This is a genomic window from Actinomycetota bacterium (assembly GCA_036280995.1).
GTDB lineage: Bacteria > Actinomycetota > CALGFH01 > CALGFH01 > CALGFH01 > CALGFH01.
In genome coordinates, this window is the sequence record DASUPQ010000669.1 from 1 (window position 1) to 12,953 (window position 12,953).

The window sequence follows — 12,953 nt, forward strand, 5'->3', positions numbered from 1 at the left end:
GAGCCGCTCGACGACCTCGTCCAGGTCGCGTCGACGGGTCTGATCAAGGCGGTCGACCGGTTCGAGCCCGAGCGGGGCCTCGAGTTCTCGACCTACGCCACCCACACGATCGTCGGCGAGCTCAAGCGCCACTTCCGCGACAAGGGCTGGGCGGTGCGGGTGCCCCGGCGCCTCCAGGAGCTGAACCTGTCGCTCAACAAGGTGGTGGCCGAGCTGTCCCAGGAGATCGGGCGCTCCCCCACCATCGCCGAGATCGCCACCAAGGCCCGCCTGCCCGAGGACGAGGTGCTGGAGGGCCTCGACACCTCCAACGCCTACGCCGTGGTCTCCCTCGACGCCCCCGCCGGCGGCGAGGACGCCCCCGCGGTCAGCGAGCACATCGGCGCCGAGGACGAGAGCCTGGAGGCGCTGGAGTACCGGGCCGCGCTCGGCCCCCTGATCGCCGGCCTGCCCGAGCGCGAGCGCCGCATCCTGTACCTCCGCTTCTTCGGCGGCATGACCCAGTCCCAGATCGCCGGCCGCCTTGGCATCTCCCAGATGCACGTGAGCCGGCTCCTGAACCGGACGCTGGCCATCCTCCGAGAAGGGCTTCTCGAGGACGAGGAGACGGGCTAGGCCGGTGCGGGTCGCGATGATCGCCAACCCGCACGCCAGCCGGTTCAGCGGGCGCCAGCGCGACCGGGTGGTGGCCGTGCTGGCCGCCAGGCACAAGGTCGAGCTGCTCCAGACCGGCCATCCCGGGCAGGCGACCGAGCTGGCCGCCCGCGCGGTGGCCGGCGGCGCCGAGGTGGTGGCCGCGCTCGGCGGCGACGGCACCGTCAACGAGGTGGTCAACGGGCTCCGGGACACCGACGCCGCGCTCGGCCTGCTCGGCGGGGGCCGGGTCAACGTGCTCGCCCGCGGTCTCGGTCTGCCGGCCGATCCCGACCGGGCCGCCGCCCGCCTGGTCCAGCTCCTGGCGGCGGGCGCCCGCCGCCGCCTGACCCTGGGGGTGGCCGGCGACCGCTGCTTCGCCCTCAACGCCGGCCTTGGCCTGGGCGGGGCGATCGTCCGAGAGGTCGAGCGCCGCCAGCGGGCCAAGCAGCTCTACGGCGACCGCGCGTACGTGGCCGCCGGCCTCAAGGCCCTGCTGGTCGGCTTCGACCGCGAGCAACCCCACCTGACCGTCCACCTGCCCGGCGGCCGGCCGCCCCTGCGGGGCTTCTTCACCCTGGTCGGCAACGGCGACCCCTTCACCTACCTGGGCCGGCGGCCGTTGCGGCCGACCCCCGAGGCCACCTGGGACGGCGGGCTCGACCTGCTGGTCGGCACCACCATGGCCACCCGCGCGCTGGTGCGGGCCGTCGGCGGCATGCTCACGCCCCACCCGAAGGCCGGCTACCCCGGCCTGCCGGTCCTCCACGACCTCGACGGCTTCTCCCTGGAATCGGACATTCCCCTGCCATTCCAACTCGACGGCGAATATGTCGGCGACCGGACCAGCGTGACTTTCAGCTGCCTCCGGGCGACCCTCGCCGTGGTCGCGGCCCCCCGGCGTGTGTAATTCTCCCGAGAGATATAGGCCGTTCTCATTACGTCATCGGACCAGATACGCCATGACCATGCCTTTCAGGCGTTTGGAGCTGCTGAGACGGGGTATGGAAGCGATGCGACCAACCTTGGGCGTGCGGCAAATGATGGAGTTCAACCGCTCGAGCCAGAATTAGGATCTTCCCAAGGCCGGACGACTGTCCTAGACTCACGCCGCTCTTGCCCTTCCCCCAGGGCTTGCACCGGAAAGTGAGGATGTCAATGGATTGGCGCCATCGTGCCCGCTGCCGCGATGTCGACCCCGAGTTGTTCTTCCCGGTCGGCACCACCGGTCCGGCCGAGGCCCAGGTGCAGTCGGCCAAGGCCATCTGTGCGCTCTGCCCCGTCCGTGAGGAGTGTCTCCAGTGGGCGCTGGACACGGCCCAGGATGCGGGCGTCTGGGGTGGGCTGTCCGAGGAGGAGCGGCGCGCGCTGCGCCGCGGGCAGCGCCGCAGGGTGCGCATCGCCTGACAATTCCCCCGAGCGCCGGCGCCCCGCGTGACATGGACGAGAACCTGTCCAGATCGACGGGTTCATTCGCCCCGCCTGAAGCCGTACGATCGAGATGAACAGATCGTCCGGTGAAGGGGGCGGTATGGGGGACGTCGTTCGCATCCTCGTGGCAGATGACCATCCGCTGACGCGGGACGGCATCAAGGCCGCGCTGTCGCTGGACGCCGAGCTCGAGGTCGTGGCCGAGGCCAGCGACGGCCAGGAGGCGGTGCACCTGGCCGAGGAGGTCCAGCCCGACGTCGTCCTCATGGACGTCCGCATGCCCGTGCTGGGGGGCATCCGCGCCACCCAGACGATCAGCCGCACCGTGCCCAACGCCCGGGTGGTCATGCTGACCGTCGAGGAGACCCAGGCCCGGGTCGGCGAGGCCATCCAGGCCGGCGCCGCCGGGTACCTGCTCAAGGACATCGACGCCCACGACCTGGCCAGGGCCGTGCACCTGGCCGCCGAGGGCTCCGCGGTCATCCACCCCAACCTGACCCGCCAGTTCATCGAGGAGATCCGCCAGCTCACCCGGGACGAGCAGAGCGTCTCCGCCCTCTCGGCCCGCGAGGTCGAGGTGCTGCAGATGATCGCCTACGGCTCCACCAACCGCGAGGTGGCCGAGGCCCTGCACATCTCCCCGCAGACGGTCAAGACCTACCTGGAGCGGATCTTCACCAAGCTCGGTGTCTCCGACCGCACCCGGGCCGTGGCCGTGGCGCTCAAGCACGGCATCGTGGAATAGTCCCGCACATGGGCGAGCCGCTGCTGTTCCTGCTGGTGGCCGTGGCCGGAGTGGCCGTCGGCCTGGCCCGGGGCGGGTCGCTGCGGCGCCTGCGCGAGCCCGGGGTCAGGGCGGCGCGTCTCGGCGTGGCCTTCCTGGCCGTCCAGTCCCTGGTGGTGGTGCTGCCGCTGCGGGCCCTCGGCCTCCCGCTCGTGCTCGGCGCCGTGCTGCTGCTGGCCTCCCTGGTCGTCCTGCTGGGGGTCGCCCGGGCCAACGGGCGGCTGCCCGGGGTGCCCCTGCTCGCCCTCGGCCTGCTCCTCAACCTGCTCGTGGTCCTGGCCAACCTGGGCATGCCGGTGCCGGCGGAGACGCTGGAGCGGGCCGGTATCGGGGTCGAGCAGCCGGCCCCCGACCGCCCCGACCCCAAGCACGTCCTGGAGCGCGGCGGCACCCGGCTGGGGCTGCTGGGCGACCGGCTGGCCGTCCGGCCCCTGCACACCGTGACCGCGTACGGGACCGTCATCGAGCTGGCCGGCCTGTTCCTGCTCCTGCAGCACCTGGTCCGCGGGCCCGGCCCGTTCCGGCGCGAAGATGGAACCGCCCATGTCGTCCACGAGGCCAGAACGGTCCCGTGGACGACATGGGCCGAGTGACCCCCCCGGGCTGGTCTCGTCCGGCCGCTACCCGGTCGGCTCCTCCCGCAGGTCGTTGGCGAGCTCGCGGATCTTGGCCTCGGGATAGCGGCGGTGCCCCCCGAGGGTCTTGAGGAAGGGCAGCTTGCCCTCCTTCGCCCACCTCGAGACCGTCTTGGGCGAGACGTGCAGGATGTCGGCCACCTCGGCGGTGCGGAGGTAGCTCGGAGCCTCGATCCTGGTGCTGGTTCTGCGTTGTGCCACCGGTTCGTCCCTTTCTCGAGTCCGAACCCCGACAGGCGAGCCGAGCAGGAGGACGTGCGGCGGGCAGCGAGTCTCTCGGTCACCCTGCTGGGAGCAGTGCGAACACGGCGATTATTAGGACTGGCCCGAGCGCCCACCATAGCCCGGTTGGGCGGTTTTAGCTCGAAAATTCCACGTAGGGTTCGATCACTAGGGAAGGTCGAGTCAACGCCCTATGTGGCGATAATGGCCTGGCAGCCGGGCCTTGAGCCAGTCGACGGTGAGGCCGAGGCCCTCGTCCAGGCGGGTCCACGGCTGCCAGCCGAGGGCCTTGCCGGCGGCCGCCGGGTCGAGGGCCGAGCGCCGCGGGTCGCCGGGACGGGCCGGGGCCCACTGGGGCTCGCCGGCCCAGCCGATCCGGGCCGCGAGCTGCTCGACCACGTCAAGGACGCCGGTCGCCGCCCCGGTGCCGACCAGGACCCGGCCGGGGGGCGGGCTGGCGTGGACGGCCCGGGCGATCGCGTCGACGGCGTCGTCCACGAACAGGAAGTCACGCTCCTGGCGGCCGTCGCCGTCGACCCGGGGCGGCTGGTTCTGGAGCATCGTCCAGGCGGCCCTGGCGACCAGGCCGGGGCCGAGCGGGTCCTGCCGGGGGCCGTAGACCGTCCCCAGGACGAGCGTGACCACGTCGAGGCCGCGGGCCGCGAACGCGCCGGCGTAGGCCTCCAGGGCCAGCCTGGCCGCGCCCGAGGGGTGCACCGGGCGGGGCTCGTCGCCGGGCCGGGTCACCCCGGTGAGCTGGGCCGGGTACAGGTAGGCGCCGGAGGAGACGAGCACCGCCCTGGCCCCGGTGGCCGCCGCCGCCCGCAGGACCTCGATCCCCCCGGGGACCACGGCCCTGGCCTCCCCCGTCGGGTCCTCCCAGGCCCGGACCGGGTCGATGGCCGTGGCCAGGTGGACCCAGGCGTCGGCCCGGAGCCGGTCGGCCAGGGTGGCCAGGCCGCCCTGGGCCACGTCCATGCGGTGGAACCGGACCCCGCCCCGGCGCCGGGCCTCGGCCAGGTTGGCCAGGTGCCCGTGGGAGAGGTCGTCGACCACCACGAGCTCGTCGCCCTCGGCCTGGAGCCGGTCGACCAGGCTCGCCCCCAGGAACCCGGCCCCACCGGCCACCACCACCAGCACGTTTCCTCCCGCGTTGTGCCGCTCGGCGCAGTCTAACCCCGACGGCGCAGCCGCCGTGGGGGCCAGTAGGCGAAGGCGACCCGGGCGAGGAGGGCGTCGGCGGCGACGGGGCCGAAGTCGCGGCCGTCGGTGCTGGCCGCCCGGTGGTCGCCCAGGACCAGGTACTCGGCCGGACCGAGGCGCAGGTCGAGCTCGCCCGCTCCGGAGCCTTCAGCCAGATACGGCTCGGGGACGGCCTGGCCGTCGACCTCCAGCCGGCCGCCGCGCAGCCGCACCCGCTCCCCGGGCAGCCCGACCACCCGCTTCACCACCTCCCGGCCGCCAGAGCTGAGCACGACCAGGTCGCCGCGGGTCGGCGGGCGGACCAGGGGGGCGACGGCGATCCGCTGGCCGGGCTCCAGGGTGGGCCGCATGCTGCCGCCCCGGACGAGCACCGGCTCCAGCCGGGCCCGGCGCACGGCCAGCCCGGCCACCACCACGGCGCCCAGGACCAGCGCGCCGCCCAGTGCGGCCGTCCTCCGCATGCCGGGATCATGCCGCGACGGCGGTGTGCGGCGAAAGCTTGGGTGGTAGTAACGTCGGGCGAAGACATCGAACGGAAGGGGACGATGCGCATGATCGCCGAGCGCTTGGCCGCTTGGATCCGGCCCACCCGGGTCGTCGACGCCCACTGCGACCTGCCCTGTGGCGTGTACGACCCCGCCCAGGCCCGGATCGAGGCCGAGTCGATGGCCAAGATCGTGGAGAAGTACCACGCCAGCGACGACGAGGTGTTCCGGGACCGCGCCATCCTGATCAAGGAGCAGCGCGGCGAGCTGGTCAAGCACCACCTGTGGGTGCTCTGGACCGACTACTTCAAGCCCCAGCACCTCGAGCAGTTCCCCAACCTCCACGACCTGTTCTGGCAGGCGACCAAGGCGGCCGGCCAGGCCAAGCACTCCGTCGACCCCGCCGACCAGCAGAAGCTGCTGGACCTGATCGGCGAGATCGACGACGTGTTCCAGAAGTCGAAGAGCGGCTGACCTTCTACAGCCCGGCGGCCGGCCTCCCTGTGGAAGCCGGCCGCTTGGCGTAGGGCACCAGGTGCCCGCTGGGCGTTTGTTAGGGGTTGGCCAGCCGCTTGCCCCGGTAGTTGGGGAAGATCAGCGGCTGGTGCTGCCAGCACATGCCGGTCTTGTTGTAGATCGACAGGCGCGTGTCACAGTCCGGCTCACGGCAGACTCGGCCGACCCGCTCGACCTTGGAAGGCGGCGGGTCGCTGCCGGGCCGGTGGCCCTTCACGTTGTCGGAGCGCATCGTGTGCTTCACCGTCCTTCCGCCACCATCTATACGCCGATGGAGATAAAGACGGTTTCACGACGGGGAGATGTTCCCCCGCAGAATCGTCCGTTCGACCCGGACCCGCAGCGACTCGACCACGGTGGTGGGCACCGGCTCGGGCGGGTCGGCGCAGCGGAGGACCAGCTGCTTGAAGCGCCGGTCGAAGCGGACCGCCCGCTGGCAGTGCTCGCACTCCAGCAGGTGGGCCTCCAGCTCCTCGCAGGTGGTCGGCGGGGCCTCGTGGTCCAGGTACAGCCAGACGAACCCGAGCACGTCGTCGCAGTCCCGGCAGACCCGCTCGTCGCCGCCGCCTACTTCGGCCGAACCCATTCCTGTCCCTCCTCGAGCAGCCCGCGGTCGGCCGCGAACTCCCACAGCCGCCGCTGGAGCTGGCGCCGGCCGCGGTGCAACCTGGACATCACGGTCCCGATCGACGTGCCCATGATGTCGGCGATCTCCTTGTACGAGAAACCCTCGACGTCGGCCAGCAGCACCGCCATGCGGAACTGCTCGGGCAGGGCGTCGAGCGCCTCGCGCACCTCCTCCTCGGGGATCTGGTCGAGCAGCAGCTCCTCGGGCGTCTCGGCCCCCGAGGGGTTGGCGTTGGCGATCCGCTGGTACAGCGAGAAGTCGTCGACGTCCTCGGTCGGCACCGACTGCGGGTTGCGCTGCTGCTTGCGGTAGGCGTTGATGTAGGCGTTGGTGAGGATCCGGTACAGCCACGCCTTGAGGTTCGTGCCCGGCTCGAACTGGTGGAAGGCGTTGTAGGCGCGCAGGAACGTCTCCTGGACCAGGTCCTCGGCGTCGGCCGGGTTCCGGGTCAGGCGCAGGGCGCCGGCGTAGATGGTGTCCAGCAGCGGGATCGCCGAGTCGGAGAAGCGCTGGCGGCGCTCCTCCTCGGACTCGGTGGCCGGGGCACGGGCCCCGTCGGGCGCCGCCGGGATGATCTCGTCGCCGAGATCGGAGGTCGAGCTTGGCTGTACCAGGAGATCCTCCGCTCCGAGGAACTGCGGCCATGGGACAAGGGTCGCCACCGGGGCAGGATAGCGCACCCTCACACCTCCGCAGCTCGAACGGTCCTCTCGCCTCCGGAGGGTGCAACCGAGTCGCCGCGGCCGGCATTCCCTCGGACGCCGATCAGCCGGATACCACGTCGACCTGGTGGTAACCGCTGGCCCCGGAGGGGTGGGGCGGCGCCTCGCGGGCGGTCTGGAGGTCGCCGCGGCCGTCGACGGCCCGGACCAAGATGGCCCGCCGGCCGCTGGCGCCCGGGGGCAGGGGCAGCCGCCACTGGCGCCAGGCGGCCCTGGCCAGCTCGCGCCGGAGGGTGGCCGGGACCCAGGTCGCCCCGCCGTCGAACGACACCTCCACCCGCCGGATGCCGCGGTCCCCCGCCCAGGCCAGGCCGGCGACCACTCCGGCGTCGGCCGCGGTCAGCTCCCGGGGGACGTCGATGCGGCTGGCCGTCTTGACCTCGGCGACGTTGTCCCAGCCGTCGGAGCGCTGCCAGTAGCCGCGGTAGTCGTAGTCGACCACCTCGATGCGCTCCAGCCACTTGACGTTCTTCATGCCGTAGATGCCGGGGGCGATGATCCGGGCCGGGAACCCGTGGGCCCGGGGCAGGCTGCGGTCGTTCATGCCGTAGGCGACCACGGTGGTCTCCTCCAGCGCCTTGGCCAGGGGCAGCGAGTCCGAGTAGCCGCCGACGGCGTGGAACACCACCCGCACCGCCCCCCGGCCCGCCCCGCCGGCCCGCTCCAGCACCCGCCGCAGCGGCACCCCGGTCCACTTGGCCGTGCCCACCAGGTCGCCGCCGATCAGGTTGGAGATGCACTGGAGGGTGACGTACTGCTCGGCGGCCGGCATGGCCAGCAGCTCGTCGTAGCCGAGGCTGAGCGGCCGCCCGACCAGGCCGTCGACCCGCAGCCTCCAGGAGCCCTCGTCGACGGTCGGGTCGATGATCGACTCGTCAACGGTGTAGTGGAGCTTGTTGCTGGTGACCTCGGCGGTGAGGCCGGCGATCTCCCAGGGGGCCGGGTCGTCGCCGGCCGCCGGGGCCGGGGCCGGGCGGACCGGGGCGGCGCCGGCCGGCCGGGCCAGGGGCCGCCCGCCGGCGTCGCCGATCCCGCCGGTGAGCCGGCGCACGGCCAACCCGGTGGCCAGCAGCCCGGCGGCCCCGACAACGGCCCGGAGCAGCTCCCGCCGGGTCCGGCCGAGCCCGCGGGCCGGCGCCGGGACCGGGTCGCGCTCCAGGCGGCCGAGGGCGCCGAGCAGGAAGCTGGCGTAGACGGCCGCCGCGACGGCCACCACCACACCGTAGACGAGCAGCGAGGGCGCGCCCGGCTGGACCCGGTAGCCGGCCAGGGCGGCCAGCCCGAGCGCGCCCGCGGCCAGCCAGGCCGCCCTGGCCGGGCGGGACGGAGCTGTTCTCCGGGGGCTGCCGTCTTCGGCTACATGAGCCCCCGGACCCGCCGTCCTGGCCACCAGCACGGCCGCTCCCCCGCCGGCCAGGATGCTGCCGACGGTGAAGCCGACCGCGAACAGCCGCAGGGCCCAGTGGCCCAGCAGGTCGATGAAGAACACCGCCACCGGCCCGGGGACCAGCCGCAGCAGCCGCTGGGCGAGCCCGAGGGGCGGGAACGGGAAGCTGGCCTGGACCAGGTGGACGAGCCCGAGGACGGCCGTGGCCACGGTCATGGCGGCCACCCCGGCGACGAAGGCCTCGGAGGTGCGCGGGCGCCGTTGCATCCTTCCACGATAGCCGCCCCAAGGGTCCTGGGCGGGTTCCAGCGGCCGATCCGGAGAAGGTGGTCGGCTCTCGGACGCTACAGCTACCGGCGGCGCTCGTGGCGGCCGGCACGACCCGTGGCTGGGCGGCGCAGGTGGCGGCCGCCGTTGCCGTTGCTCCGGGAGCGGGTGGCCGGCTGGTCGCCGTTGCTGGCGGGCCGGGGGGTGGGGGCCTCGGAGGCCGGGCGGCCCGTGGCCGACCAGTACTGGGCGACCACGTGGGCCGTCTCCTCCAGCACCATGGCCTCGACCGCCTCGGGCGGCTTGGTGTCCATGCGGCGCAGCCGCCGCGGCACCACCTCCTCGGTGGCCAGGGTGCGGCGCTCCAGCCACTCCCCGGCCGTCAGCAGCCCCATCAGCCCCAACGGGAACAGCACCGTGAGGGCGATCGCGACAGCCAAGTTGGAGAACAGCATCTCACCGTGGAGTATGCACGGACCGGCCGTCCCGGCTCACCCTGCGGTGGTCCCGGGACCGCCGAACCCTACCGGCTCGGCGCGTCGGCGCCAAAACGCCTGTCCACGCCGGGACGCCACCTCCACGAAGGACCGCAGCAGCCGGTGCTGGACCGGGTCGGCCTGTGCCGTGCTCTCGGGATGCCAGAGCACGCCGACGGTCCAGCCCTGGTCGCGCTCGATCCCCTCGACCAGCCCGTCCGGCGCCCAGGCGACCGGCCGGAACCCGTCGCCGAGGCGGTCCAGGCTCTGGTGATGGTGGGACAGGCCCTCGGCCTCGACCTGGCCGAGCGCCTCGGCCAGGCGGCTGCCGGGCTCGACCCGGAGGCCGTGCATCGCCTGCTTGGCCTCGTTGCGGTGCTCGACCAGGCCGTCGCCGTCCGGCAGGTGCTGGACCAGGGTGCCGCCGAAGGCCACGTTGAGCAGCTGGACCCCGCGGCAGATGCCAAGGGTCGGGGTGCCCAGCCGGACCGCCGCCCGGGCCAGCTCCAGCTCCAGCTCGTCACGGTCGGGGTCGGTCCCGTACTGGGCCGGATGGTCGGCGGCACCGTAGCGGGCCGGCTCGATGTCGCCGCCGCCGGCCAGCAGCAGCCCGTCGAAGGCGGCCAGCAGCGCCTCGGGGTCGGCCGGCGCCGACGGCGGCAGCAGCGCGACCTGGGCCCCGGCCGCGGCCAGGGCGGCCACGTACGGCTCGGGCAGGGCGTAGGCGCCCTCCCAGTTCCCCACCCGGCCGGGGCCGAGATGGTAGGTCGGGATCGCGATCAGCGGGGCGGTCACCGGCTCCGGGGGCTCTCACCGACGGTGTCGGCGACCTCGGCGTCGCGTTCGCCCAGCGGCCGGTCCGGGCCCGTGGTGGTGTCCCTGGCCGTCTGGCGCTCGATCTCGGCGTCGAACTCGGCGCCGAGGAGCACCGCGAAGGAGGAGAGGAACAGCCAGAGGAGCAAGACGATCACCGAGGCCAGGGCGCCGTAGGTCTGGTTGTACTTGCCGAAGTTGTCGACGTACCAACTGAACCCGACGGAGCCTAGCAGCCAGACCACCAAGGCGACCACCGCCCCCCAGCTGACCCAGCGCCAGCGCGGGTTGGCCCGGTCGGGGGCGTAGCGGTACAGCACCGCCAGGGCGGTCAGGACGACCAGGGCCAGCACCACCCAGCGGGAGATCGACGCGGCCAGCTCGCCGGCCTGCCCAAGCCCGAGATCGTCGATCACGCCGGGGAAGACCGCGATCAGGGCCAAGGCGACCACCACGACCACGATCGCCCCCAGGGTGAGCAGCAGCGACAGGCCGCGCAGCTTGACGAACCCGCGCGTCTCGCGCTCGTCGTAGACCAGGTTGAGGCTCTTGACCAGCCCCTGGACTCCGCCGGAGGCGCTCCAGAGGACGGCCAGGAGGCTGATCGCCAGGCCGATCGAGAGGGCCTGCCGGCCGGCGTTGACCACGTTGTTGAGCTGCTCGGTGATCAGCTCGCCGGCGCCCGCCGGCAGGCCCTTGGCGAACTCGTCCACCTGGGACTCGACCTGGGCCGGGTCGGCGACCATGCCGTAGACGGTGACCACGGCGATGATCGCCGGGAAGATGGCCAGCATCGCGTAGAAGGCGACGCCGGCGGCCAGCAGGGTGACGTTGTCCTCTTTCACCTCGGCCTTGACCCGCTTGAGGATGGCGAGCCATCCCCTCGGCGGGATCTCGCCGGGGCGCTCGGCGTCCCTGCCGGCCGCCTGGCCGTTGTCGCGCTCGGTCACTGCGTCCTGACGTCCTCGGCATGCTGCCGGGCGCTGCCGGCCAGCTCCTGCCCCTGCTCCTGGGTCTTCTCCTTGGCGGTGTCGGCGGCGGTGCTGGCCACCTCCTGGGCGACCTGCTTGCCCCGGTCAAGGGCCTCCTGGCCGGTCTCCTTGACCTTGTCCTTGACCTGGTCGGCCACCGGGCCCAGCTTCTCGTCCTCGATCTTGGTCGAGGGCACGGCCAGCCCGGCCAGGAACCCGATGGCGGCGGCGCCGATGGCCAGCCCCAGCGGGTTCTCCTTGGCCATCCCGGCCGCCCGCCGGGCCTGCTGCTTGACCTCACCCCGGCTCGGGGTGGCCTCGCCGGCCCGGTCGGCCGCGCCGGTCACGGCCTCCTTGGCCCGGGTGGCGGTGTCGCTCACCTTCGACTTGACGTTCTCCACTTTGTCGCTCACCGCTTCCTTGGCCCGCGAGGGCACGTCCGCCTTGTAGCCGACGGCCTCGACGGTCTCGCCCATCTCGGCTCGGGTCTGCTCTATGTCCTGTCGGATCGCATCTGGGTCTTGGCCCATTCCACGTCCTCCTTCACGGTCTCGATGGTCTGCTCGGGCAACGGCGGGGCCGCCCGCTTCATCCTGGCCTGGCCCTGCTTGACCAGGACGAAGGCCACGATCCCGTAGACGACGGCCACGATCAGGGCGGCCAGCCAGGCCGGCATGATGATGTCCAGGGCGAGGATGAAGCAGGCCGTCAGCGCCCCGAGGGCGGCCAGGCCGATGGCCCCGGCGCCGCCGAACAGCCCGGCGCCCTGGCCGGCCTGCTTTCCCTTCTCCTGCAGCTCGGCCTTGGCCAGCTCCAGCTCCTGATGGACCAGGCGGGTGGTCTGCTCCGAGAGCTGCTTGAGCAGCTCACCCAGGGAACGGTCGCGCAGGTCGTCGGTGCCCGCCGGGTCCTGGGTCGCGGCCATCACGTCCTCCGCTCGGCGTAGACGTCGGTGACGGGCACCTCGGTCTCGTAGCCGGCGCCGGTGCCGTACGACGTCCCGGTGCCATAGGCCGTCCGGGTGTCATAGCGGCTGGTGGCGTAGGTCCGGTCGTAGTCTCCGTCGCCGTAGCTCCGGTAGGCGGACTCGTAGCGGCGGCCGCTGGACGCCTTCAGGAACCGGGAGGCGGCGAAGCCGAGAGCGAGGGCGCCGGCCGCGACCAGCATGGGCTGGCGGCGGGCGAAGTCCTCGACGTCGCGCAGGATCCGGTCGCCGCTGGCCCCCTTGAGGTAGTCGCCCACGCGGTCGGCCTGGCTGGCGACCTGCTCGGCCAGGTTCGCCGGGGCGTCCTTGCCCTGGATGCGCAGCTCCTCGGCGATCGAGCGCACGTCCGAGGCGGTCCCGGCGATGCGCTCCCCGGCCTGGGTCGAGCGCTGGTCCACCTGGTCGCCGAGCCGGCCCCTGGCCTGCCCGAGCGCGCCCCGCGCCTTGTCCTGGGCCACCTGGGCCTTGTCGCGGACCTGGTCCTTCACCTGGTCGCTGGTGGAACCGGCCGGCGGTTCCGCGACCGGGTCCCGGTACACCGGGTCGGTGCCGTACTGGGTCATGACATCTCCTCCTGCATGCCTCGCCGCATGCCTCGATCGGCTTGATGGTTCAAGCGCGCGCACGCGTCTGTCTATCCCGGCATCGAGCTCCAAAACGACGGATTGCGCCGCCGTCAGGATCCGGTGGCGTCCGGGAGCAGGGGGAGGTGGAGCTCGAAGCGGGCGCCGCGGCCGCTGGCCGGGTCGACCAGCAGGAGGTCGCCGTCCTGGCTGCGGGCGAGCTGGCGGGCGA

Annotated in this window: 19 protein-coding genes; 6 read left to right on the plus strand and 13 right to left on the minus strand. The window is 73.0% G+C overall.

Translation table 11 applies throughout. The features are described 5' to 3' along the window. The 5 genes from VF468_22730 to VF468_22750 form a co-directional block, all read left to right on the plus strand. The coding region (locus tag VF468_22730) for a SigB/SigF/SigG family RNA polymerase sigma factor (protein HEX5881104.1) at positions 1 to 615 on the plus strand (615 nt) is incomplete at its 5' end. A gap of 4 nt (positions 616 to 619) precedes the next feature. Next, a complete protein-coding gene (locus VF468_22735) occupies positions 620 to 1,543 on the plus strand; it encodes a diacylglycerol kinase family protein (protein HEX5881105.1) in 924 nt (307 codons plus the stop codon). A 248-nt stretch (positions 1,544 to 1,791) separates the two neighbouring features. Further along, positions 1,792 to 2,040 (plus strand): WhiB family transcriptional regulator, encoded by a 249-nt coding sequence (locus tag VF468_22740; protein ID HEX5881106.1) that lies wholly within the window; start codon positions 1,792 to 1,794, stop codon positions 2,038 to 2,040. Between the two features lie 124 nt (positions 2,041 to 2,164). After that, a complete protein-coding gene (locus tag VF468_22745) occupies positions 2,165 to 2,809 on the plus strand; it encodes a response regulator transcription factor (GenBank protein ID HEX5881107.1) in 645 nt (214 codons plus the stop codon). An 8-nt stretch (positions 2,810 to 2,817) separates the two neighbouring features. Then, positions 2,818 to 3,441, plus strand: a complete 624-nt coding sequence (locus VF468_22750; protein HEX5881108.1) for a DUF5317 family protein — start codon at positions 2,818 to 2,820, stop codon at positions 3,439 to 3,441. Between the two features lie 27 nt (positions 3,442 to 3,468). On the opposite strand, the gene VF468_22755 is transcribed toward VF468_22750, so the two are convergent. The 3 genes from VF468_22755 to lepB all read right to left on the minus strand — a co-directional run bounded on the left by VF468_22755 (position 3,469) and on the right by lepB (position 5,369). Further along, positions 3,469 to 3,684, minus strand: a complete 216-nt coding sequence (locus VF468_22755; GenBank protein HEX5881109.1) for a helix-turn-helix domain-containing protein — start codon at positions 3,682 to 3,684, stop codon at positions 3,469 to 3,471. A gap of 204 nt (positions 3,685 to 3,888) precedes the next feature. Further along, positions 3,889 to 4,845 carry an NAD-dependent epimerase/dehydratase family protein gene (locus tag VF468_22760; GenBank protein ID HEX5881110.1) on the minus strand — a complete coding sequence of 319 codons (957 nt, stop codon included), beginning with the start codon at positions 4,843 to 4,845 and terminating at the stop codon, positions 3,889 to 3,891. Positions 4,846 to 4,877: 32 nt separating this feature from the next. Further along, positions 4,878 to 5,369, minus strand: a complete 492-nt coding sequence (lepB, locus tag VF468_22765; protein HEX5881111.1) for a signal peptidase I — start codon at positions 5,367 to 5,369, stop codon at positions 4,878 to 4,880. 84 nt (positions 5,370 to 5,453) lie between these two features. Here lepB and sodN point away from each other — a divergent pair, with 84 nt between their 5' ends. Then, positions 5,454 to 5,867 (plus strand): superoxide dismutase, Ni, encoded by a 414-nt coding sequence (gene sodN / locus VF468_22770; protein HEX5881112.1) that lies wholly within the window; start codon positions 5,454 to 5,456, stop codon positions 5,865 to 5,867. A 79-nt stretch (positions 5,868 to 5,946) separates the two neighbouring features. Here sodN and VF468_22775 read toward each other — a convergent pair whose 3' ends face one another. The 10 genes from VF468_22775 to VF468_22820 form a co-directional block, all read right to left on the minus strand. Further along, the gene (locus VF468_22775) at positions 5,947 to 6,141 is read right to left on the minus strand and encodes a hypothetical protein (GenBank protein ID HEX5881113.1); all 195 of its coding nucleotides are present in this window, start codon (positions 6,139 to 6,141) and stop codon (positions 5,947 to 5,949) included. Between the two features lie 57 nt (positions 6,142 to 6,198). Beyond that, on the minus strand, positions 6,199 to 6,495 hold the full coding sequence (locus tag VF468_22780) for a zf-HC2 domain-containing protein (GenBank protein HEX5881114.1): 297 nt from the start codon (positions 6,493 to 6,495) through the stop codon (positions 6,199 to 6,201). Next, positions 6,477 to 7,112, minus strand: coding sequence for a sigma-70 family RNA polymerase sigma factor (locus tag VF468_22785; GenBank protein ID HEX5881115.1), 636 nt, complete (start codon positions 7,110 to 7,112; stop codon positions 6,477 to 6,479). The genes VF468_22780 and VF468_22785 overlap by 19 nt, the downstream gene beginning before the upstream one ends. A 190-nt stretch (positions 7,113 to 7,302) precedes the next feature. Next, complete coding sequence (locus VF468_22790; GenBank protein ID HEX5881116.1) at positions 7,303 to 8,913, minus strand: molybdopterin-dependent oxidoreductase; 1,611 nt, start codon at positions 8,911 to 8,913, stop codon at positions 7,303 to 7,305. Positions 8,914 to 8,996: 83 nt separating this feature from the next. Beyond that, complete coding sequence (locus VF468_22795; protein ID HEX5881117.1) at positions 8,997 to 9,368, minus strand: hypothetical protein; 372 nt, start codon at positions 9,366 to 9,368, stop codon at positions 8,997 to 8,999. A 36-nt stretch (positions 9,369 to 9,404) separates the two neighbouring features. Then, the gene (locus VF468_22800) at positions 9,405 to 10,184 is read right to left on the minus strand and encodes a gamma-glutamyl-gamma-aminobutyrate hydrolase family protein (protein HEX5881118.1); all 780 of its coding nucleotides are present in this window, start codon (positions 10,182 to 10,184) and stop codon (positions 9,405 to 9,407) included. Next, positions 10,181 to 11,152, minus strand: a complete 972-nt coding sequence (locus VF468_22805; GenBank protein HEX5881119.1) for a YihY/virulence factor BrkB family protein — start codon at positions 11,150 to 11,152, stop codon at positions 10,181 to 10,183. The genes VF468_22800 and VF468_22805 overlap by 4 nt, the downstream gene beginning before the upstream one ends. Further along, positions 11,149 to 11,649 (minus strand): hypothetical protein, encoded by a 501-nt coding sequence (locus tag VF468_22810; protein HEX5881120.1) that lies wholly within the window; start codon positions 11,647 to 11,649, stop codon positions 11,149 to 11,151. The genes VF468_22805 and VF468_22810 overlap by 4 nt, the downstream gene beginning before the upstream one ends. A 17-nt stretch (positions 11,650 to 11,666) precedes the next feature. After that, entirely contained in the window at positions 11,667 to 12,098 is a 432-nt protein-coding gene (locus VF468_22815; protein ID HEX5881121.1) for a phage holin family protein, read from the minus strand. Continuing rightward, positions 12,098 to 12,721 carry a hypothetical protein gene (locus VF468_22820; GenBank protein ID HEX5881122.1) on the minus strand — a complete coding sequence of 208 codons (624 nt, stop codon included), beginning with the start codon at positions 12,719 to 12,721 and terminating at the stop codon, positions 12,098 to 12,100. Before VF468_22820 ends, VF468_22815 begins: the two co-directional genes overlap by 1 nt. Positions 12,722 to 12,953 lie beyond the last annotated feature (232 nt).